The organism is Stenotrophomonas rhizophila (assembly GCF_000661955.1).
Taxonomy (GTDB): Bacteria; Pseudomonadota; Gammaproteobacteria; order Xanthomonadales; family Xanthomonadaceae; genus Stenotrophomonas; species Stenotrophomonas rhizophila.
On the sequence record NZ_CP007597.1, the window covers coordinates 266516 to 286057 of the forward strand.

19 protein-coding genes are annotated in these 19542 nt (G+C 67.4%); 8 read left to right on the forward strand and 11 right to left on the reverse strand.

Features of this window, described 5'->3' with window-relative positions; all coding sequences use genetic code 11:
• The first annotated feature begins 12 nt into the window (after nt 1-12).
• Nucleotides 13-852: a sugar-phosphatase gene (yidA, locus tag DX03_RS01085; protein ID WP_038685737.1), complete on the forward strand. Its 840-nt coding sequence runs from the start codon at nt 13-15 to the stop codon at nt 850-852.
• 12 nt (nt 853-864) lie between these two features.
• On the opposite strand, the gene ubiK is transcribed toward yidA, so the two are convergent.
• On the reverse strand, nt 865-1125 hold the full coding sequence (ubiK, locus tag DX03_RS01090; RefSeq protein WP_038685738.1) for a ubiquinone biosynthesis accessory factor UbiK: 261 nt from the start codon (nt 1123-1125) through the stop codon (nt 865-867).
• Nucleotides 1126-1251: 126 nt separating this feature from the next.
• Between ubiK and DX03_RS01095 the strand changes: the two genes are divergently transcribed.
• A complete protein-coding gene (locus tag DX03_RS01095; RefSeq protein ID WP_038685739.1) occupies nt 1252-1590 on the forward strand; it encodes a P-II family nitrogen regulator in 339 nt (112 codons plus the stop codon).
• A gap of 110 nt (nt 1591-1700) precedes the next feature.
• On the opposite strand, the gene DX03_RS01100 is transcribed toward DX03_RS01095, so the two are convergent.
• Both DX03_RS01100 and DX03_RS01105 read right to left on the reverse strand, forming a co-directional pair.
• Complete coding sequence (locus tag DX03_RS01100) at nt 1701-2357, reverse strand: RIO1 family regulatory kinase/ATPase domain-containing protein (protein ID WP_038685740.1); 657 nt, start codon at nt 2355-2357, stop codon at nt 1701-1703.
• 211 nt (nt 2358-2568) lie between these two features.
• Nucleotides 2569-3522, reverse strand: a complete 954-nt coding sequence (locus tag DX03_RS01105) for an alpha/beta hydrolase (RefSeq protein WP_038685741.1) — start codon at nt 3520-3522, stop codon at nt 2569-2571.
• Between the two features lie 216 nt (nt 3523-3738).
• Here DX03_RS01105 and DX03_RS01110 point away from each other — a divergent pair, with 216 nt between their 5' ends.
• Nucleotides 3739-4644: an aspartyl/asparaginyl beta-hydroxylase domain-containing protein gene (locus tag DX03_RS01110; protein ID WP_038685742.1), complete on the forward strand. Its 906-nt coding sequence runs from the start codon at nt 3739-3741 to the stop codon at nt 4642-4644.
• A 254-nt stretch (nt 4645-4898) separates the two neighbouring features.
• Here the strand turns inward: DX03_RS01110 and speE are convergent, their stop codons facing one another.
• The gene (speE, locus tag DX03_RS01115) at nt 4899-5753 is read right to left on the reverse strand and encodes a polyamine aminopropyltransferase (protein WP_038685743.1); all 855 of its coding nucleotides are present in this window, start codon (nt 5751-5753) and stop codon (nt 4899-4901) included.
• A gap of 191 nt (nt 5754-5944) precedes the next feature.
• Here speE and speA point away from each other — a divergent pair, with 191 nt between their 5' ends.
• Together speA and DX03_RS01125 are read left to right on the forward strand one after the other, a co-directional pair.
• A complete protein-coding gene (gene speA, locus DX03_RS01120; RefSeq protein ID WP_038685744.1) occupies nt 5945-7834 on the forward strand; it encodes an arginine decarboxylase in 1890 nt (629 codons plus the stop codon).
• A gap of 136 nt (nt 7835-7970) precedes the next feature.
• A complete protein-coding gene (locus tag DX03_RS01125; RefSeq protein ID WP_038685745.1) occupies nt 7971-8294 on the forward strand; it encodes a DUF6122 family protein in 324 nt (107 codons plus the stop codon).
• Nucleotides 8295-8706: 412 nt separating this feature from the next.
• On the opposite strand, the gene DX03_RS01130 is transcribed toward DX03_RS01125, so the two are convergent.
• The 3 genes from DX03_RS01130 to DX03_RS01140 are packed head-to-tail and all read right to left on the reverse strand — an operon-like array spanning nt 8707 to nt 10987.
• Nucleotides 8707-10032: a sensor histidine kinase gene (locus tag DX03_RS01130; protein ID WP_038685746.1), complete on the reverse strand. Its 1326-nt coding sequence runs from the start codon at nt 10030-10032 to the stop codon at nt 8707-8709.
• The gene (locus DX03_RS01135; RefSeq protein ID WP_038685747.1) at nt 10029-10691 is read right to left on the reverse strand and encodes a response regulator transcription factor; all 663 of its coding nucleotides are present in this window, start codon (nt 10689-10691) and stop codon (nt 10029-10031) included. Before DX03_RS01135 ends, DX03_RS01130 begins: the two co-directional genes overlap by 4 nt.
• The gene (locus DX03_RS01140; protein WP_038685748.1) at nt 10691-10987 is read right to left on the reverse strand and encodes a PepSY domain-containing protein; all 297 of its coding nucleotides are present in this window, start codon (nt 10985-10987) and stop codon (nt 10691-10693) included. Before DX03_RS01140 ends, DX03_RS01135 begins: the two co-directional genes overlap by 1 nt.
• A gap of 124 nt (nt 10988-11111) precedes the next feature.
• Here DX03_RS01140 and DX03_RS01145 point away from each other — a divergent pair, with 124 nt between their 5' ends.
• The gene (locus DX03_RS01145; RefSeq protein WP_038685749.1) at nt 11112-11546 is read left to right on the forward strand and encodes a PepSY domain-containing protein; all 435 of its coding nucleotides are present in this window, start codon (nt 11112-11114) and stop codon (nt 11544-11546) included.
• 71 nt (nt 11547-11617) lie between these two features.
• Here the strand turns inward: DX03_RS01145 and DX03_RS01150 are convergent, their stop codons facing one another.
• The 3 genes from DX03_RS01150 to DX03_RS01160 all read right to left on the reverse strand — a co-directional run bounded on the left by DX03_RS01150 (nt 11618) and on the right by DX03_RS01160 (nt 13939).
• Entirely contained in the window at nt 11618-12121 is a 504-nt protein-coding gene (locus DX03_RS01150; RefSeq protein ID WP_038685750.1) for a hypothetical protein, read from the reverse strand.
• Between the two features lie 104 nt (nt 12122-12225).
• Nucleotides 12226-13437 (reverse strand): NAD(P)/FAD-dependent oxidoreductase, encoded by a 1212-nt coding sequence (locus DX03_RS01155; RefSeq protein ID WP_038685751.1) that lies wholly within the window; start codon nt 13435-13437, stop codon nt 12226-12228.
• 7 nt (nt 13438-13444) lie between these two features.
• Entirely contained in the window at nt 13445-13939 is a 495-nt protein-coding gene (locus DX03_RS01160; protein WP_038685752.1) for a lipocalin family protein, read from the reverse strand.
• Between the two features lie 179 nt (nt 13940-14118).
• On the opposite strand from DX03_RS01160, the gene DX03_RS01165 reads away from it, so the two are divergent.
• Both DX03_RS01165 and DX03_RS01170 read left to right on the forward strand, forming a co-directional pair.
• On the forward strand, nt 14119-14367 hold the full coding sequence (locus DX03_RS01165) for a hypothetical protein (RefSeq protein ID WP_038691707.1): 249 nt from the start codon (nt 14119-14121) through the stop codon (nt 14365-14367).
• A gap of 145 nt (nt 14368-14512) precedes the next feature.
• The gene (locus DX03_RS01170) at nt 14513-16903 is read left to right on the forward strand and encodes a DUF3772 domain-containing protein (RefSeq protein WP_038685753.1); all 2391 of its coding nucleotides are present in this window, start codon (nt 14513-14515) and stop codon (nt 16901-16903) included.
• A gap of 387 nt (nt 16904-17290) precedes the next feature.
• Here DX03_RS01170 and DX03_RS01175 read toward each other — a convergent pair whose 3' ends face one another.
• A complete protein-coding gene (locus DX03_RS01175) occupies nt 17291-19393 on the reverse strand; it encodes a phosphoglycerol transferase I (RefSeq protein ID WP_038685754.1) in 2103 nt (700 codons plus the stop codon).
• Between the last annotated feature and the right edge of the window lie 149 nt (nt 19394-19542).

Consider the following 19542-nt stretch of genomic DNA (forward strand, 5'->3'; position numbering starts at 1 on the left):
ACATTGAATCTGATGGATATGCCGCACCACCCCAGCCCGGTCCACCTCATCGCCATCGACATGGATGGCACCCTGCTCAACCCCGCCCACAAGCTCACGCCGCGGGTGAAGCAGGCCATTGCCGCGGCCCGCGCGCAGGGCGTGCGGGTGGTGCTGGCCAGCGGCCGACCGGTGTCCGGGCTGGCGCCGTTCCTGGCTGAGCTGGGCATCGAGGGCGATGCGGAATTCTGCATCGCCTGCAATGGCGCGGTGGTGGAGAACCTCGGCAGCGGCCAGCGCGTGGTCGAGTATCCGCTGAGCTTCGAGGACTTCCTGTTCTGCGAACGCATCTCACGCGATCTGGGCATCCACTTCCAGGCGCTGGATGGCCGGCGCATGTACACGCCCAATCAGGACATCAGCATCTACACGGTGGCCGATTCGCACCTTTCGCACGTGCCGTTGTCGTACCGGCGGGTGGAGGACATGGACCCGGCAATGCAGTTCATCAAGCTGATGATGATCGACGAGCCGCACGTGCTGGACGCGGCGATTGCACGCCTGCCATCGGAACTGACCGACCGTTTCGCGGTGCTCAAGAGTGCGCCGTTCTTCCTGGAGGTGTTCGACCACCGGGCGGGCAAGGGGCCGAGCCTGCAGAAGCTGGCCGCGCACCTGGGTGTGGACGCGGCCAACGTGATGGCACTCGGCGATCAGGAGAACGACCTGACCATGCTGCAGTTCGCCGGGACCAGCGTGGCGATGGGCAACGCCATCGAGGCGGTGAAACAGACGGCGCGCTTCGAAACCGCGACCAACGCCGAGGATGGCGTGGCGCTGGCGATCGAGCGGTTTGTGCTGCAAACGGCCTGATGCGGGCCGGGCTCAGCCTGCCGACGTATCGCTGCCGCGCGCTTCCAGCTCGGCCACGGTCTTCTCCAGCGCCTCGAGCTTCTCGCGGGTCTTGAGCAGCACCGCGCGCTGTACGTCGAATTCTTCGCGGGTGACCAAGTCCAGTTTGCCCAGCCCGGCCTGCAGCGCGGTCTTGAAGGTGGCCTGCAGTTCCTCGCGCGACTGGCGCAGGCCCGGCGGGACCATGTCGCTCAGGCGACGGGCCAGGTCATCAAGGTGGTTGAGGTCGATCATGCTACTGCTCCGCAGGGTATACGCTAAGGATAGTCCGCCACGCCGGCGCCGGCACTGACCGCGCGCATCGCGTTCACGGGGGGACAGGCGTTATCCTCGCTCGCCGGAATACAGGAGCCAAGCAGAATGAAGATGGTCATGGCGGTGCTCAAGCCGTTCAAACTCGACGATGTGCGCGAAGCACTGGCCGAGCGCGGCGTCACCGGGATCACGGTCACCGAGGTGAAAGGCTTCGGGCGCCAGAAGGGACATACCGAGCTGTACCGCGGCGCGGAGTACGTGGTCGACTTCCTGCCCAAGGTGAAGATCGAGGTGGCCGTCACCGATGGCCAGGTCGAGGAAGTGGTGGAGGCCATCGTGAAGGCCGCCGGCACCGGCAAGATCGGCGACGGCAAGGTGTTCGTGTACGACCTGGGCAGCGTGGTGCGCATCCGCACCGGTGAGCTGGACGCTGACGCGCTGTAAGTTGGTTTGCCGGGCATAGCCCGGCACTACGTTATGTTGCGCTGTAGGCGGGTCGGGTCGGGTTGGCATGGCCGGGCAGCGCGCCCGGCCGGCGGGGAACAGCGGCCGGGTTATGCGTGGCCCTTGAACCAGCGGTAGAAGCGCTTCCAGCCCACGCGCAGGCTGGCCACCCAGCGCGGGTCGGCCACCAGCGCGGCCTGCGACGGCGTGGGCGTCAGGCCGGTCAGGCGCTGGCGCATCTTCAGCAGGTTCTTCATGTCGCTGCGGCGCAGCTGGCGCGACACCGGGTGCACCGGCAGCCAGCGCGGGCTGCGCCAGGCCGAGGTGAAGTCCACCAGCACCGGTACCCCGCCGCTGACCATCACGTTGGTGCCGTGCAGATCGTTGTGGGTGATGCCGGCCGCATGCAGGCGGGTGAGGGCGTACTGCAGCTGCTCGAACACCTCCACGCCCACCGACTGGGCCGCGCTCAGGGTCTGGCCGGGAATGAACTCCATGCCCAGCGCCAGCCCGCCGATGGTGCCCAGCAGGGCCGGGGCATGCTTCCAGCCACTCAGGCGCTGCAGGATGCGGGCCTCGCGGCGCACCAGCAGGCGCGCCACCGGCGACAGCGGCGTGCCGCGGTAACGGGTGTAGTCCTTCACCACGGCCTGCTGGCCGTTGAGGCAGGTGCGGTAGACGTCCGGTTCAAGCAGGCGTTCGCCGCGCTTGAGCAGCTCGGCCGGGGCGGTGTCGGTGCCGACACACGAAGCAACAGGAGTATTCATGGCGTTCTTTGGGCGACCCGGTGGTCGGCGCAAAGCGTCAGGCGTACCGGTGCTGCTACTGGGGAGGGGTGGGTATCAAGATTTCGTTAATTTTAATACTCACCAGTACACCAATCCAGAGAATGTCGGAGAAATGTCGTAGCCGGGGGTGGAACAGTTCGTCACGCAGAATCGGACAATTCTGTATCACTCGCTAGAATTTCGTTCTCGATCAAGTGCTTGCGGGAACGTCCGACCGGGCAATGCGTTCAAGGAACGCCAGCAGTGCGTGGCGCAGCTGGTCAACGCCGGGGGACTCGATCGGGAAATGACCGCACTGGTCCAGCAGCACCCGCTCGCGGGGCGTGGCCAGCCGGTCGAAGAAGCGGTCGCTGATCGCCACGGGTGTCCAGGCATCGCAGGCCGGGTGGACCATGAGCACCGGGCAGCGGTCGAACTGCTCCGGCTCCACGGCGGGGGCGGTGTCGAAGAGGGACGCGAGCAGGCCCAGCGGGACCCGGTTGCCGCCGCCGAGCGGGTCGCGGCAGACCAGCGCGGTCAGGGCGGGATCGCGTGACATACGGTCCATGTGGGTGAACCAGCGCACCGGCAGGCGCAGCCCACGGGTCAGCCGGCTCAACGGGCGCAGGGCCGGCAGCAGGGCGCGCATCCAGGGGCGGCGCACCAGCGCGGCCTGCACCTGCGGGTCGCGCGGGTCGGCCAGGGTGGTCACGGCCAAGCCGCGCACCCAAGGCGATTCGGCAGCTACGAGGTAGGCCAGGTAGCCACCGATGCTGGCACCCAGCAGCACGATGGGACGCGGTCGCCGCGCATGCTCGGCTTCGATCAACGCCAGCAACGCGCGTTTCCACGCGGCGTAGTCCACCTGCGTCCACGCCCCGCCGCTGAGCCCGTAGCCGGGCAGGTCCGGCGCCAGCACCTCGTACCTGCCCACCGCCAGGCGCTGGGCCAGCGGCGCGAACATCCGCCCGTAGCCGCCGGCACCGTGCACCAGGATGACGGTGAGCCCGGCGTCGGGCGGGCCGTGGCGATCCAGGTGCAGCGGGCCGTCCGGGCCGTCGATCCGGCACATGCGGGGTGCCTGCACGCCGGCCACGGGGTCGAAAAAGCCTTGGTAGGCCTCGCTGAGGGGCGGGTAGGCGGCGGTGACGGGGTGGCGGTGCATCGGGGTAGTCTAGGCCGCGCGTTCAGGCACGGCGCGCTGAACGTGTCCCACCGCCCGCTTGACCCCGGCGCACCCGGTGCCGACCATACGCTGTTGATCGCGACATGGGCGGCCGCCCCTCTCTGGCACGTCCCCGCCCCCTGACGCCTTACCGGTGCCGGTTTCTGCCGTGCATCGCCCCCACGTTTCGGTTCCGGCCCTGCCGGAGGAAGACTGATGACCAAGATCGTGCTGGCAGCGCTGTTCATCGCCTGCGTGCTGTATATCCATTTCCGCGGCAAGGTGCGCGCGCGCTGGTCGCGGCAGCTGCTGGACCACTCCAGCTTCATGGCCCCCATCAACGTGATCATGTACATGTTCTCGAAGGTGCCGACCACGCCGTTCCTGGACCCGGGCAAGGAATTCCCGCAGCTGGAACCGTTGCGCCAGAACTGGCAGATGATCCGCGACGAGGCGCTGGCGCTGCGCGATGCGGACAAGATCGCCGCGTCCAGCACGTTCAACGATGCCGGCTTCAATTCGTTCTTCCGCCGCGGCTGGAAGCGCTTCTACCTGAAGTGGTACGGCCCGTCGCACCCGTCGGCCAAGACGCTGTGCCCGAAGACCACCGCGCTGCTGGAATCGCTGCCGGACGTGCGCGCGGCGATGTTCGCCCAGTTGCCCTCGGGCAGCGAGCTGCGCCCGCACCGCGACCCGTTCGCCGGTTCGCTGCGCCTGCACCTGGGCCTGACCACGCCCAACGACGATGGCTGCTACATCGTGGTGGATGGCATCAAGAAGAGCTGGCGCGATGGCGAGTGGATGATGTTCGATGAGACCTACATCCACCACGCGCACAACGAGACGCCCGATGACCGGGTGATCCTGTTCTGCGACATCGCCCGCCCGCTGCGCTTCGGCCTGCCGGGCCTGTTCAATCGCGCGGTGGCATCCACGCTGCTGGCCGGTGGCGCCTCGCCGAACCTGCCGGGCGACCCCACCGGTGGGGTCAACAAGGCATTTGGCGGGGTGTATAAGGTGCGGCTGAAGGCCAAGGCGCTGCGCGAGCGCAGCGTGGTGGCCTACCAGGTGATCAAGTGGGGCCTGGTGCTGGCCGTGATTGCCGGGATCTGGGCGATCTGAGGCCGGCGGTTCATGGGGTTGCCGGCCAGCGGCCGGCACTACCGGGTACAAAAAACCCGCGCTGTTGCCAGCGCGGGTTTTTTGTTTGTCCGCATGCATCGCGGTTTCAGGGCGCACCGACCAACGGTCGGTGCCTACCCCTTCATTGCCGGGGCCGGCCGATCAACACCGGGGCCGAAGGCGACCGGTAGAGCCGACCGTTGGTCGGCTGGCCGCGCGCAGCGCGGCAACGATCGACACCGGCGCTTACCGCATCAGCCCTTCAGGGCCGCCGCCACGAACGGCGGGGTCACCAGCACGCCGGTGTGCAGCGCGGCGGTGTAGTACAGCGTATCGAACGACTTGGCGGCCGCATCGGCCTGGCGGAAGTCGAAGCTGCTCTCGCCCTTGCGGGCCAGGGTCACGCTCCACCAGCCGGTCGGGTAGCACGGCTGCGGGAACGGCAGGGTCTTGAACGAGCCGAAGCCCGCCTTGCCCATCTCGGTGCGCATTTCGTTGATCAGGTCCAGCTGCATCAGCGGCGATTCGGACTGCTGCACCAGGATGCCGTCGTCCTTCAGGGCCTTGAAGCAGCTCTCGTAGAAGGCCTTGTTGAACAGGCCTTCGCCCGGGCCCACCGGGTCGGTGGAGTCCACGATCACCACGTCCACGCTGCCGGCCGGGCAGTTGGCCATGTAGGCCACGCCGTCATCGAACATCAGCTCGGCGCGCGGGTCGTCGTTGGAATCGCACAGTTCCGGGAAGTGCTTGCGGGCCATCACGGTGACCTGCTCGTCGATGTCGCACTGGGTCACGCTCTCCACGCCCGGGTGCTTGAGCACTTCGCGCAGGGTGCCGCAGTCGCCGCCGCCGATGATCACCACGCGCTTGGGCGCGGCGTGGGTGAACAGCACCGGGTGGCTGATCATCTCGTGATAGAAGAAGTTGTCCTTGCTGGTCAGCATGATGGCGCCATCGATGGTCATCAGGTTGCCCCAGTCGGTGGTCGCGAAGATCTCGATCTTCTGGAACGGCGACTGCACTTCGTCCAGCTTGCCGGTCAGGCGGTAGCCGATGGCCGAGCCGGTGCGCTCGAAATGCTCGATGTACCAGTTGTTGTTGTCAGTCATGGAATAGCAGTCCTGTTCGGAAGGGTATTGGAGCCGGGCTGGCGGCGGTGCCGCGTGGCGCAAGCCACGTCCGGACGGGTTGCCCGTTCAGGTTTGAAGCCTGAGCACGGGCGCGGGCGCGCATGATAACGGAGCTGTCGCCACATAGGCGTTATCATGCACCCCCTTTTTTACCAACCAGGCCCACTGAAATGACCGATTGGTCCCTCGACCAAGCCCGCAAGACCTACTCGATTCCGCATTGGGCGGATGGCTACTTCGACGTGGATCAGGCAGGACACATGGTGGTGAGACCGACTGGCCAGGACGGCCCGGTGGTGTCCTTGCCCAAGATCGTGGACGCCGCCCGCGAGGCCGGTGCCAAGCTGCCGCTGCTGGTGCGCTTCCCGGACATCCTGGGCCAGCGCCTGGGCAAGCTGCAGGCCGCGTTCGCGCAGGCCCAGGCCGACTGGGAGTACCCAGGTGGCTACACCGCCGTGTACCCGATCAAGGTCAACCAGCACCGTGGCGTGGCCGGCACCCTGGCCAGCCACCATGGCGAGGGCTTCGGCCTGGAAGCGGGCAGCAAGCCCGAGCTGATGGCCGTGCTGGCGCTGTCGCGCCCGGGCGGGCTGATTGTCTGCAATGGCTACAAGGACCGCGAGTACATCCGCCTGGCCCTGATCGGCCGCAAGCTGGGCCTGCAGACCTTCATCGTGATCGAGAAGCCGTCCGAGCTGAAGCTGGTGCTGGAGGAATCCAAGGCGCTGGATGTGAAGCCGGGCCTGGGCGTGCGCATGCGCCTGGCCTCGCTGGGCGCGGGCAAGTGGCAGAACAGTGGCGGCGACAAGGCCAAGTTCGGCCTGTCCCCGCGCCAGCTGCTGGACCTGTGGAAGTCGCTGCGCGACACCGAGTACGCCGACTGCCTGAGCCTGCTGCATTTCCACATGGGCTCGCAGATCTCCAACGTGCGCGACATCGCCAACGGCATGCGCGAAGCCACCCGCTACTTCGTGGAACTGTCGCGCCTGGGTGCGAAGATCACCCACGTGGACGTGGGCGGCGGCCTGGGCGTGGATTACGAAGGCACCCGCTCGCGCAGCTTCTGCTCGATCAACTATGGGCTCAATTCGTACGCCAGCAACATCGTGCAGCCGCTGGCCAATGCCTGCGAAGAACACGGCCTGACCCCGCCGCGGATCGTCACCGAGTGCGGCCGCGCCATGACCGCGCACCACGCGGTGCTGATTGCCAACGTGTCCGAAGTGGAAGAGGCGCAGGAAGGCCGCGTGCCGGACCAGCACGACGACGAACCGGCGGCGATCCGCCACCTGCGCGAGATCCACGCCGAGCTGGACGAGCGCCCGGCGGTGGAGCTGTTCCAGGAAGCCCAGCACTTCCATGCCGAAGGCCTGTCCAGCTATGCGCTGGGCCAGATCGACCTGCCGCAGCGGGCGCGCATCGATGACCTGTTCTACGCCATCGCCCATGCGGTGCGTGCGCGCCTGAGCTACGACGAGAAGAGCCATCGCCCGGCGCTGGACGAGTTGAACGAGCGCCTGGTGGACAAGTATTTCGTCAATTTCAGCGTGTTCGAGTCGATTCCCGATGCGTGGGCGATCGACCAGGTGTTCCCGATCGTGCCGATCGAGCGCCTGAACGAGGCGCCGCAGCGCCGCGGCATCATCGCCGACATGACCTGCGATTCCGATGGCATGGTCAAGACCTACGTCGAGAACGAGAGCCTGGACAGCTCGCTGCCGCTGCACGCGCTGAACCCGGGCGAGAGCTACCGCATCGCCTTCTTCATGGTCGGCGCGTACCAGGAAATCCTGGGCGACATCCACAACCTGTTCGGTGACACCGACGCGGTGGAAGTGCTGGCCGATGCCGATGGCTACGCGATCACCCAGCAGCGCCGCGGCGACACCACCGACGTGATGCTGGACTACGTGGGCTACAGCCTGGCCGATCTGCGTGCCAGCTATGCCGAACGCGTGGCGGCAGCGAAGCTGTCGCCGGAGCGCGCGCAGGAGCTGTCCGACGCGCTGGAAGCGGGCCTGACCGGGTACACCTACCTGTCCGACGAGCCGCTGGCCTGAGCCAGCGGCACCCGCGTAGCGCCGGGCTCTGCCCGGCTGCTTGCTGCGCCGCGCTTCCCGTTGCCGGGCATACCGCCGGGCAGAGCCCGGCGCTACGTAGCGGCTTGGTTTCCTTTTTCAACACGGCAGCCGGCTCATGAGCGCACGCGCGATCTTCCATCTGTTCCTGCATGCCGCCGTGCCGGCGTTGCTGGCGTGGATGTTCTGGCGCAAGCGTTTCTTGTCGGCGTGGGCGCTGCTGTTGCTGGGCTGGATCATCGACCTGGACCACCTGCTGGCCGACCCGATCTACGCCCCGAACCGCTGCAGCATCGGCTTCCATCCGTTGCACACCGCGCCGGCGATTGCGGTGTATGCGGGCCTGTGCGTGCCGAAGAAAACACGGTTGTTCGGCATCGGCCTGATCATCCACATCGTGCTGGACGCCATCGATTGCTGGTGGATGCACCACTCCCGGTAGAGCCGACCGTTGGTCGGCTGACGCGCACCATGGGCGCGTTCGTTTGTTCGCGAAACGCAGCCGACCATACGAGCGTCCGCGATTTCAGCCCCGGGTAGAGCCGACCGTTGGTCGGCTGACGTACACCACGGGCATTCGGTTGTTCGCGAAGTGCAGCCGACCATACGAGCGTCCCGTAGGGGCCGGGTAGAGCCGACCGTTGGTCGGCTGACGTACACCACGGGCATTCGGTTGTTCGCAAAGTGCAGCCGACCAACGGTCGGCTCTACCAGCACGGGTACGTTCGGTTTTTCGCGAAACGCAGCCGACCAACGGTCGGCTCTACCAGTACGGACGCTTTTGGTTGTTCGTGAAATGCAGCCGACCAACGGTCGGCTCTACGCGCATTTGGGGCCGGTAGGACCACCGCCGGTCAGCCCGCCGGCAGCGTCAACGTCGCGCGCAGTCCCGGGTGCGTATTTGCCAGCACCAAACTGCCGCCGTAACTCTCGGCAATGTCGGCCACGATCGCCAGGCCCAGGCCGTTGCTGGAGGCACGCTCGTCCAGGCGCACGCCACGCTCCAGCACGTGTTGCAGCTCCGCGTCGGGCAGCCCCGGGCCGTCGTCCTCCACGCGGATGTGCAGTTCATTACCGACGTGGCGCACGCTGACACGCACCGTATGCGCGGCCCACTTGCCGGCGTTGTCGAGCAGGTTGCCGAGCATTTCCTCCAAGTCTTCGCGCGCACCGGCAAACAGGCCCTGCGCATCGGGGTCCTGTTCGAACACCAGCCCGCGTTCGTTGTGCACGCGCTGCATCAGGCTGCACAGCGCGCCCATCACCGGGGCCACCACGGTGCGCTGCTGGCTGTCGGCACCGATCCCGGCCGCCAGGTAACGTTCGATGCTGGCCTGCATGCGCGCGGTTTCGCTGCGCAGGGTCTGGCGCCAGTCGCTGCCATCGCCCTCGGCTTCGGTCATCAGCACCGTCAGCGGGGTCTTCAAGGCGTGGGCGAGGTCCTCGGCACTGCGGCGCGCACGCACCACCATGCGCTGATGGTGGTCCAGCAGGTCGTTGAGCTGCACCGCCAGCGGCGCCACTTCCCTGACCAGCCCCTGCTGCGGAAAGCGCACGTTTTCACCGTTGCGGACCTGGCCGGCGATGCGGCTCAGTTCGGCCAGCGGGCGCAGGCCGTAATGCACCTGGGTGACCAGCACCGCGAACCACAGCGCAACCAGCACGGCCAGCGCCAGGGCCGTGCGCTGGCGGAACGCGCTGACCTGGGCATCCAGATCGCTGCGGTCGGTGGCCACCACCACGCGCAGCGGCGTGGGCACCCGCGGCAACGTGACCTGCTGGGCCAGTGCACGCAACGGGGCATGCAGTGGGCCGGTGGTGTCGAAGGCCTGCGCGGGCCCGGTGCGCAGCGTCGCCGGGGTGGCCAGGGTTTCGTCCCACAACGAGCGCGATTGCCCCAGCGGCTGGCCCTTGGCGTCCTGCACCTGCCAATAGGTACCGGAAAACACGCGCTGGTAGCGCTCGTCGAACAATTCACGGCGCAGCTGCAGGCGGCCCTGTGCATCGCTTTCGGCCAGCGCCAGCACCGCGATCAGTTCGTTGCCCAGGCGCTGGTCCAGCGCGCTGCGTGCCGAACGCTCGTACATCGCCCCCAGCCACCAGGTGGCCAGCGCCGACACCAGTACCAGGCCCACGCCACCGGCGAGCAGCAGGCGGGTACGCAGCGAGCCGGTATTCATGGCTGTGCCGACAGGCGGAAGCCCTGCCCGCGATGGGTGTGGATGAGGTCGCTGCCCAGCTTGCGGCGGATCCGCCCGATCAGCACGTCCAGCGTGTTGGAATCGGGATCGAAGCCGGCTTCGTACACGTGCTCGCCCAACCGCGAGCGGCTGATCACCACGTCGGGGTGGTGCAGGAAGTAGCTCAGGATGCGCTGCTCCTGCGGGCTCAGGTGCAGCAGCTCGCCGTCCAGCTCGAAGCGGCCGGCGTTGACGTCCAGCAGCAGTGGCCCGCATTGCAGGCGCGGGCTGGCATGGCCGGCGCTGCGCCGGATCAGCGCACGCAGGCGCAGCAGCAGTTCTTCGGGCTGGAACGGTTTGGTCAGGTAGTCGTCGGCCCCGGCATCGAAGCCGGCCAGCTTGTCGTGCCAGCGCGCCCGGGCGGTCAGCACCAGCACCGGGAAGCCGCGCCCGGCCTGGCGCCAGCGCTCGATGATGCTCAGGCCATCCAGCCCGGGCAGGCCCAGGTCGACCACCGCCGCGGCGATGTCCTCGATCTGGCCCAGCTCCTCAGCCTGGCGGCCCTCGGCGCTGTGCAGCACCAGGTAGCCGGCCTCTTCCAGCAGGGCCTGCAGCCGGTTGGCCAGCAGGGCATCGTCCTCGGCAAGCAGGATCCGCATCAATCTTCTTCCATCTTCAACAGGCGCCCGGTAGCTGCATCGTAATCCAGCTCCATCACCACGCCGTTGGCGCCCAGGATCTCGATCTCGTACTTGCCGTCGTCCAGTTCCACTTCCACCAGCTTGCCGGGGTAGCGGCGCAGCGCGTCGGCCACCACCTGCTGCAGCGGCACCAGCCGGCCCTGGCGCACGGCCTGGCGCACCGCCTCCTGCTGGCGGCTGCCGCCGTCGTGCACGCGCACGGGCTCCTGCGGGCTCAACGCCAGCAGCACGGGAAGCAACAGGGAGGCGGTCATGGACATGCCACACGGTATACGCCGCCCGTCTAAACATTCCCTAACAGCCGGGCTCATGGTCCGCTTAGGTGCGCTTGCCAGACTGGCGGTGCCGGAATCGACCGGCCCTTTCTGGAGATCCCCCATGAACACGCTGATCCTGGCCGCCGCCCTTGCCACCGCGCTGGTATCCACTCCGGCCTTCGCCGCCGACCTGAGCGCTGCCGACGTACAGGCCAAGCTGCGCGCCGCCGGCTACACCCAGGTGCATGAGCTGGAACGCGATGACGGCCTGTGGGAAGCGGACGTCACCCGTGCCGATGGCAGCTTCGAAGAAGTGATCGTGGACCCGGCCACCGGTGAGATCTTCGACCCGCGCAGCACCCGCGCCCTGCTCGATGCCGGGCAGATCCTGGCCGTGGCCCAGAAGGCCGGTTTCCGTCAGGTGGAGTCCTTCGAACGCGACGGTGCCACCTGGAAGCTGGAGGCCCGCAACGCGCGCAACCAGCGCGTGGAAGTGCGCATGAGCGGCCACGACGGGCGCGTGTTGTCGAGCAAGCGCGAAGGCTGGTGGGACTGAGCCCCGCGCCGCCGGTGACGCGGATGCAGAAACGGCCGGGGTGACCGGCCGTTTCGCTGTGGTGCGTTACCTCACCAGCCGTAGGGGGGCGGGTAGTCCCAGTAGCCGGGGCCGGGGCCGTAGCCATAGCCGCCATAGCCACCGTAGGGGCCGAAGCCCGGACCCTTGCCCTCGCTGACGCGGATGTTCACGTTGACGTTGTGGGTCTTGCCTTCGTCGGTGGTGTAGTTCTTGTTGAGGTTCAACTCGGCGGCGTTGTAATGGGTGTTGCCGAAGTTCTTGGCGTAGCCGATGCCGGTGGTGATGCTGCCGTTGACCCGCAGCTTGTCGTCGGTGACATCGGCGATGCCGTTGGCCGCGCCACGGTCGCTCAGGCGGCGGCCGCTCTTGTCGCCGTAGAAGGTGCCGGGCGGGTCGCCGCGCAGCGAGCCATCACCCAGGTACTGCATGGGCGCCTGCGGGACCGCCAGGTTGAGACCGGTCGCCGATTGCGGGCCGGTGGCCCCTGCCGCGGACTGGGCCAGGGCAACCCCGGGGGCAAGCAGGCACAGCAGCAGCGAAAGCGAGCGGATCATGATGGGCTCCGGAACGGGCGGGCAGCACGCAGGCCGCCGACAGCGCTGACGCTATCACCGGCTGCTTGAACGATGCCTGTCATGGCAGCGCCTCCAGGGGAACTTTACTCCAGCCGCTCGAACCCGAACAGCGCGGCCAGCGGGTGCCTGCGGCGCTCGATGCGGGCGCGCAACAGGCCGGCGCCGATCATGGAATAGGTGATGCCGTTGCCGCCGTAGGCCATGCCGAACAGGACCCGCGGCCCCCATTGCGGGTGGGGACCGAAGAAGGGCAGGCCGTCGGCGGTCTCGGCAAAGGTGCCGGCCCAGGAGAAGGCCGGCTGCAGCGGCAGGTGCGGAAAGAGCTTGCCCACCTTCTTCAGCAGGCGCGCGGCTTTGGCGTCCACGCGCCGGTCGCGCCGGGCCGGAATGTCCACCGCATCGTCCTCACCGCCGATCAGCAGGCGCTGGTCGCCGGTGCTGCGCATGTACAGGTAGGGCCGCGCGGACTCCCAGACCATGGTCTGGGCCAGTGGCCCGAGCAGGTCGGCCGGGATCGGGTCGGTGATGAAGGCGTAGCTGCTGCGGTTGCGCGCCACCGAGGGCTTCAGCCAGTGCTGGTTGGCGTAGCCGGCGGCCATCACCACGTGCCCGCAGCGGATGCGCACGCCCTCGGCGGTGGTGGCGGTTACCCCGCGTGCGGTGGGCACCAACGTGGCCAGGGTGGTGCGGTCGTGCACCTGGCAGCCGTTCTTCTGCAGCCGCGCCAGCAGCCGGTAGGTCAGGCAGTACGGGTCCACGCGGGCGGCCAGCCCGCTGAGGATGGCGCCCGGCGCGTCCACGCCGAATTCGTCCTGGACCGCGTCGCGGTCCAGCCAGCGCACGTCGAAGCCATGCCGCTGGCGCAGTGCGAATTCTTCCTGCAGCACCGCGCGGTGCCGGCGTTTGCTGGCGTAGTACAGGCTGTGCATGGGATGGCAGTCCACCCCCTTGAGCCCGCGAGCGACCTCGCGCAACGCAGGAATCGCGTCGGCGCAGGCCTGGTAGGCCTGTACGGCGGCGGTTTCGCCGTACTGCCGGGCCAGGTCGATCAGGTGGGTGTCGATCTCGTACTGCAGCAGCGCGGTGCTGGCGGCGGTGCTGCCCCAGCCGATGTCACGTTGTTCGATCACCGCCACATCGTGGCCGTGGGCGCACAGTTCGTTGGCGATCAGCGCGCCGGTGATCCCGCCGCCCACCACCAGTACATCGCACTGCAGGTCGTCGCGCAGGGGCGGGAAGGCGTGCATCAACCCGTTGCGCACCGCCCAGAACGGGTAACCACTTTTCAGGTCCATGCGGGGCTCAGGCGGTGGGGTGGCCGGTATGCGGCGTCTGGATCAGCGGCCCCAGATCAAAGCCCTGCTGGCGGGCCTGGGCCAGGTAGTGATCCTGCACGGTGGTATCCAGGGTGGGGGTGCGCGACAGCAGCCACAGGTACTTGCGATCCGGGCTGCCGACCAGTGCGACGCTGTAGTCCGGCGCCACCTGGATCACCCAGTAGTCGCCCTTGGTGAAGGGAATCCAGCGCAGGCCCTTGGGCAGGAAGCTGACTTCCAGCCGCGCGCTGTCGTTGTCCACCGGGCAGGCTTCGCCTTCGGCTTCTTCGATCTCCCCGTCCATGCGGCAGCGGTTGAGCACGGCCACGTGGCCGTTCTCCTTCAGGCTGTAATGGGCCGACACATCGGTGCACCCGTCGGGCTCGTGCTTCATCGGCAGGCGGGCGATTTCATACCAGGTGCCCAGGTAGCGCGGCAGCTTGAGGTCCGGAACGGTCTTGAGGTCGGCGTGTGTGTTCATGGGGTGCGCGAAGAGAAGGTGCAGCCACCATGCCGCGCCCACCGCCACGGGTAGGTGAAGCCCGCGCAGGCGCGGCGTGGAGAACGTTGCGTTGCCCGTGCGTGATGCACCGGCGCGGCAGGCGGCGCTATTCTGTGGGCGGGCGAAGCCTGCCTGTTTTCACTGCGATGGAGGTGCCGATGTACCACGTGATCCTGCTCAAGAGCCCGACCGACTTTGCCCGCGCGCGCTGGGAGGCGGCCGAGGACGTGGTGGACCACGAGGGCGTGGCGTACTCGCTGCGCGCCGGCCCACGCCAACCGCTGCCGACCGACCACGCCTGGGACGAGGTGGCCGTGTATGCGCCCGATGAGATCAGCGAAGAGGAATTCCAGGACTGGTATGCCAGCCTGCGGCCGCAGGTGGAAGAGCTGCGCCTGAAGTACTGACGGCGGCAGGCCGGGCGCGCATACCCGGCGTGAACGAAGCCCGGTTTATAGTTCGCGCAGGCGCGGTGGTCCGCGCGAATCCTGTTGGTGCGCCGGCTTGTCTTCCCGTTCATTCCGTTCCTTCCTGCGGCCGCTGGCCTGGTTGATGTTCTGCGCCTGGCTCAGCGTGGCGCCCCTGGCGCTGGCGCAGGGCGACGATGCCGCTGCCGATGATCCGATCGTCCAGCTGGCGCAGGCCGGCAAGGACCTGAAGCAGATTCAGGCGGCCCTCGACAGTGCCGATACCCCCGATACGCTCAAGACCCTGTCCGACCGCGCATTGGCCGTACAGCGCGACGCCGATGCGGCGCGCAACGCCCTGCAACCGCAGCTGGAGCAGGTGGACGCCCGCGTGGCCCAGTTGGGCGAGGTAGCCGAAGGCACCACCGAGGCGCGCGACATCACCGCCCAGCGCAAGGCGCTGAACCAGCAGCGCAGCGACCTGGCTTCGGCCATTGCACGGGCCAAGCTGCTGGCCGGCGACGCCAAGCAGGTGGGCGCGGATATCGAGAAGATGCGCGTCACCCAGTTCAGCGAGGACCTGGCGCGCAAGGTCAACTCGCCGCTGTCGCCCTCGTTGTGGAAGCAGTTCGCGGTGCACGTGCCGGCCGACTATTCGCGGCTGGTGGTGCTGTACCGCCTGGGCGAGACCGCGGCACGCAAGGCGATTGCCGAACACGGCTGGGGCGCGCCGCTGACCGGGCTGGCGCTGGCGCTGCTGATGTTCTTCCCGCTGCGGCTGTGGCTGCGCGCCGTTGGCCGCCGCTATGCCGCCTCCGAGCGCGCACCCGACGGCCGCCTGCGCCGGTCCGGGCTGGCGGTGTGGTTGCTGGCGGTGGGCACGTTGCTGCCGGGGTTCGCGGCGGTGGTGCTGGTGGCTGCGCTGGACTCCATCGGGGCAATCCCGCCGCGGTTGGAGCAGCTGGCGCTGCACTTCCAGGTGGCCACGTTCGTGGCGGCCTTCATCACCGCGCTCAGCGCCTGCCTGCTGGTGCCCAAGCGGCCGTCCTGGCGCCTGCTGAGCCTGGATGACAGCGCGGCATGGCGGCTGCGCAAATACGCCTGGGGCGCGGCCGGGCTGACCTTCCTGAGCATCCTGCTGGTGGAGATCAACCGCGCCTCGCGCACCAGTGAGATCACCACGGTGGCGGTGGACGGCTTGATCGCGATCACCTACATGGCGCTGATCGTGGCCATCCTGGTGTCGCTGGCGCGCCTGCACCGTCGCCAGACCGACGAGGCGCAGGCCAAGCTGGACGCGCAGGTGGACGCCGGGGCCAAGCAGCCCAAGGCGCCGGTGCGCAAGAGCGGCTGGATCGTGCTGGCGCGGCTGGCCGGGCACGTGGTGGTGGCCGCGGCGGTGATCGCCACGCTGCTGGGCTATCTCAACCTGGCGCTGTTCGTGGCCCAGCAGCTGGTGTGGGGCGCGGTGGTGCTGCTGGCCGCCTCGTTGCTGCTCAAGTTCGCCGACGACCTGTCGCTGTGGCTGCTGTCGCCTACCAGCCGGGTAGGCAAGAGCATCGTGCTGACCACCGGGCTCAACGATGCCAAGGTGGAACAGGCCGGCGTGCTGCTGTCGGCGGTGCTGCGCATCGGCGTGATCCTGCTGGCGGTGCTGGCGTTGACCGCGCCGTTCGGCAACCTCAATACGTTCTTCAGCGCCATGGACTCGCTGTCCAACGGGCTGACCATCGGCACCACCACCCTCAAGCCCAGCAGCGTGCTGTATGCGGTGCTGGCCTTCCTGGTGGTGTGGGCGGTGATGCAGGCCTTCCAGAACTGGTTGACCAACACCTACCTGCCCAAGACCGATCTGGATGCCGGGGCGCGCAACTCGATCAGCACCGTCACCCGTTACCTGGGCATCATCGCGGCGGTGCTGTGGGGGCTGACCGCGCTGGGCATCGGCTTTGAAAAGCTGGCGCTGGTGGTCAGTGCGCTGTCGGTGGGTATCGGCTTCGGCCTGCAGGCGATCACCCAGAACTTCGTGTCCGGCCTGATCCTGCTGGCCGAGCGCCCGGTGAAGATTGGCGACTGGGTGAAGCTGGGCGACCAGGAAGGGGACATCAAGCGGATCAGCGTGCGCTCCACCGAGATCCAGGTGGGCGACAAATCCACCCTGATCGTGCCGAACTCCGAGCTGATCACCAAGACCATCCGCAACATGACGATGGGCAATGCGCAGGGGCGCATCCAGATCCAGTTCGCGGTGCCGCTGAGCACCGACGTGGCGGCGGTGCGGCAGATCCTGCTGGACTGCTACAGCGAACACGTGGGCGTGCTGGCCGAGCCGGCACCGTCGGTGTTCATCGATTCGATCGCCAACGGCCAGGTGGCGATCAACAGCTTCGCCTACGTGTCCGGCCCGCGCGCGGTGTATGGCGTGCGCAGCGACCTGTACTTCACGATGCTGCAGAAGTTCGCGGCGGCGCATATCGCGCTGTCCTCGCCGACCGATATCCATCTGGTCCGCGATCCGGCCGCGCCGCAGGAGTAGGTGTAGGTACCGACCGTTGGTCGGTACGCGTAACCGGCGATGCCACGGCATGCCGACCAACGGTCGGCATCTACCGTGGTGGCGCGGATACCGACCACGTACCGGTAGGTACCGACCGTTGGTCGGTACGAACACCCGGCGATGCCACGCCATGCCGACCAACGGTCGGCCTCTACGGTGGTGGCGCGGATACCGACCACGTCCCGGTAGGTACCGACCGTTGGTCGGTACGAACACCTGGCGATGTCACGGCGTGCCGACCAACGGTCGGCATCTACCGTGGTGGCGCGGATCCCAACCAAATCCCGGTAGGTACCGACCGTTGGTCGGTACGAACACCCGGCGATGCCACGACTTGCCGACCAACGATCGGCATCCACCGGGGTTTTACCCGCGGTTGCCGCGGCGCGAGGGCACCAGCGCGAAATTGTCCACGGCCAGCTTCTCGGCGTGGTTCAACCACGCGCGGATCTCCAGGTCGTCCACTTCGTGGTCCAGGCCGAACGGCACGCTGATGCGGCCTTCGGCATCGGGCTGCACCCACTGCTGGGCCACCACCACCTTGCGCTGCGAGGACACCGCTTCGATCCAGAAACCGCGATCGGGCGACTGCTTGGCCACGAACTGCAGCATGTACTGGCCGGCGCGGGTGCGGCGGCCTTTCTGGGTAATCATGTGCGCCTGGCGGATGCTCGGGCGCGGGCCGTTGAACGGTTCCAGCGGCCCATCCACCGCAAAGCCGGTGCGCAGCGCATCGTCGCGGTACAGCTTGATGCCTTTGTCACGGTTGACCAGCATCGCGCACCAGTCGCCATCGGCCGAACCATCCTCGAACGCCGTGCAGCGGTCCACGTAGGCCAGCGTATTGGCCGGGTCGGCGTCATCGAACTGCTTGGAGGTGTTTTCCAGGTACACCGACTTCAGGTCGAACTGCTTGTCGTATTCCAGCAGCACCGGCGGCTGCACATGCTGCAGGCCGATCACCACCTGGTTGTCGTCATCGATGCGCAGCTGGCGGGTCTTGTCGCCCAGCCACAGCGAACGCGAGAAGGCCAGATAACGCGGGTAGTCCTTACCGTTGTCACGCAGCGCCGCAGCGCTGGCACTGTCGGTGCGTTCGGGATCCAGCAGCGAGCGGCCGAAGCCGATCGCCTTGATGGCCGGGTCGATCAGGCTGAGCAGCGTGGCGCCGGAATCCAGCGTGGAGCCGGCGGTGGTGGCCAACTGGCGCGGGGCGATGTCCTTGCCCAGGAACAGCAGCAGGTTCTCGCGCTTCTGCTTGGCCAGCACATGGCTGAGGTCGTTGGGCATGGCCAGGTGATCGGAGGCGATGACGATCAGGGTGTCCTGCCCATACGGGCTGGCCTGGATGCGATCGACCAATTTCGAGATCAGGCCATCGGTGCACTTGAGGGCGTTGAGCAGGCCGATGTTGCCGTACTCGCTCTGGTAGCGGGTGCGCTTGCAGGCCACCGGCAGGTGCCCGGCCGGGTGGTGGGTGTCCATGGTGAGCGTGGTCAGCATGAACGGCTGGCCGGCCTTGGACAGCTGCTCGAAGCGGTCATACGCCTTGTCCAGCAGCACGTCGTCGTGCACGCCCCAGGTGGAGAAGTGCGAGCGCGCCACCTTCTGCGTCTTGAACCAGGCCAGGTCGTCCACCGCGTCGTAGCCGTGCGTGGCCAGGAACTGGCCCTTGCCCGCGAACTGCCCGTTGGCGCCGCCCAGGTAGTGGTTGGTGTAGCCCTGCTGCTTGAGGTAGTCGCCCAGGCACACCGCTTCGGGCAGGAAGCTGCCCATGCGGCCCATGCTGTTCTCATCGTCCTTGGCGGTGGTCAGCGGCACGCCGCACATCGACGACACCAGCCCGGCGATGGTCCAGCCGCCGCCTTCGGCCGAGACCAGCCCGCGCACATCCAGCGCCTGGCCCGCCAGCCGGTTGAGGTTGGGCATCAGGCCCGGGAAGGTGGTTTCATCGAGGTAGGTGCGCTCCAGGCTTTCGCCGTAGATCCACACGATGTTGCGCGGCTTGGCCAGCGCGTGTTGCGGAATGGTGTACTCGGGTGCGATCACGGTGTAGTCCACCGGGCGCATCTGCTGGTACAGGCGCAGGCCGTCGCTGTACAGCGGGCTGACCGCAATGGCCACCAGCCACATCGCGACGAAACCACCGAACACCGCCTTGCCGTGTTCGATGCGGCGCCAGCGCTGCACGCGTGCGGCCGCCAGCGGCAGCAGCGAGACCAGCAACAGTGCGATATAGGCGGCGATGTAACCCTTGAAGTCCGCTACGCCCGCGCCTTCCATGTCGGCGCCCAGGTGATACAGCGTGGCCGCGTTGAGCCCATCGCCGGACAGCTTGTTGATCAACCACCACGTACTCAGCAATACCAGCAGCACGGACATCAGGCTGGCCTTCCACCATATCCACTTGCGCGAGGCGAGCAGCAACCAGGAGAGCAGCAACAGAGTCAGCAGCAGGATCCAGAGCATCGGCGGTATCGGTAGTGGAGACAGTTGGTGATGGACGCCATGACGACGTATTTCCCATCCGACCGGCTGTCCAACCACATCTGCATGACAAGCCGATGACCCGATCATGCATGCACGAACCTGACTGAAATGTTTGTTTCAGGATGCTG

Bases quoted from the DNA above. Each gene is read 5' to 3' on its own strand.
- yidA (WP_038685737.1), top strand. From the start codon at position 13: ATGGATATGCCGCACCACCCCAGCCCGGTCCACCTCATCGCCATCGAC.
- ubiK (WP_038685738.1), bottom strand. From the start codon at position 1,125: ATGATCGACCTCAACCACCTTGATGACCTGGCCCGTCGCCTGAGCGAC.
- DX03_RS01095 (WP_038685739.1), top strand. From the start codon at position 1,252: ATGAAGATGGTCATGGCGGTGCTCAAGCCGTTCAAACTCGACGATGTG.
- DX03_RS01100 (WP_038685740.1), bottom strand. From the start codon at position 2,357: ATGAATACTCCTGTTGCTTCGTGTGTCGGCACCGACACCGCCCCGGCC.
- DX03_RS01105 (WP_038685741.1), bottom strand. From the start codon at position 3,522: ATGCACCGCCACCCCGTCACCGCCGCCTACCCGCCCCTCAGCGAGGCC.
- DX03_RS01110 (WP_038685742.1), top strand. From the start codon at position 3,739: ATGACCAAGATCGTGCTGGCAGCGCTGTTCATCGCCTGCGTGCTGTAT.
- speE (WP_038685743.1), bottom strand. From the start codon at position 5,753: ATGACTGACAACAACAACTGGTACATCGAGCATTTCGAGCGCACCGGC.
- speA (WP_038685744.1), top strand. From the start codon at position 5,945: ATGACCGATTGGTCCCTCGACCAAGCCCGCAAGACCTACTCGATTCCG.
- DX03_RS01125 (WP_038685745.1), top strand. From the start codon at position 7,971: ATGAGCGCACGCGCGATCTTCCATCTGTTCCTGCATGCCGCCGTGCCG.
- DX03_RS01130 (WP_038685746.1), bottom strand. From the start codon at position 10,032: ATGAATACCGGCTCGCTGCGTACCCGCCTGCTGCTCGCCGGTGGCGTG.
- DX03_RS01135 (WP_038685747.1), bottom strand. From the start codon at position 10,691: ATGCGGATCCTGCTTGCCGAGGACGATGCCCTGCTGGCCAACCGGCTG.
- DX03_RS01140 (WP_038685748.1), bottom strand. From the start codon at position 10,987: ATGACCGCCTCCCTGTTGCTTCCCGTGCTGCTGGCGTTGAGCCCGCAG.
- DX03_RS01145 (WP_038685749.1), top strand. From the start codon at position 11,112: ATGAACACGCTGATCCTGGCCGCCGCCCTTGCCACCGCGCTGGTATCC.
- DX03_RS01150 (WP_038685750.1), bottom strand. From the start codon at position 12,121: ATGATCCGCTCGCTTTCGCTGCTGCTGTGCCTGCTTGCCCCCGGGGTT.
- DX03_RS01155 (WP_038685751.1), bottom strand. From the start codon at position 13,437: ATGGACCTGAAAAGTGGTTACCCGTTCTGGGCGGTGCGCAACGGGTTG.
- DX03_RS01160 (WP_038685752.1), bottom strand. From the start codon at position 13,939: ATGAACACACACGCCGACCTCAAGACCGTTCCGGACCTCAAGCTGCCG.
- DX03_RS01165 (WP_038691707.1), top strand. From the start codon at position 14,119: ATGTACCACGTGATCCTGCTCAAGAGCCCGACCGACTTTGCCCGCGCG.
- DX03_RS01170 (WP_038685753.1), top strand. From the start codon at position 14,513: ATGTTCTGCGCCTGGCTCAGCGTGGCGCCCCTGGCGCTGGCGCAGGGC.
- DX03_RS01175 (WP_038685754.1), bottom strand. From the start codon at position 19,393: ATGCTCTGGATCCTGCTGCTGACTCTGTTGCTGCTCTCCTGGTTGCTG.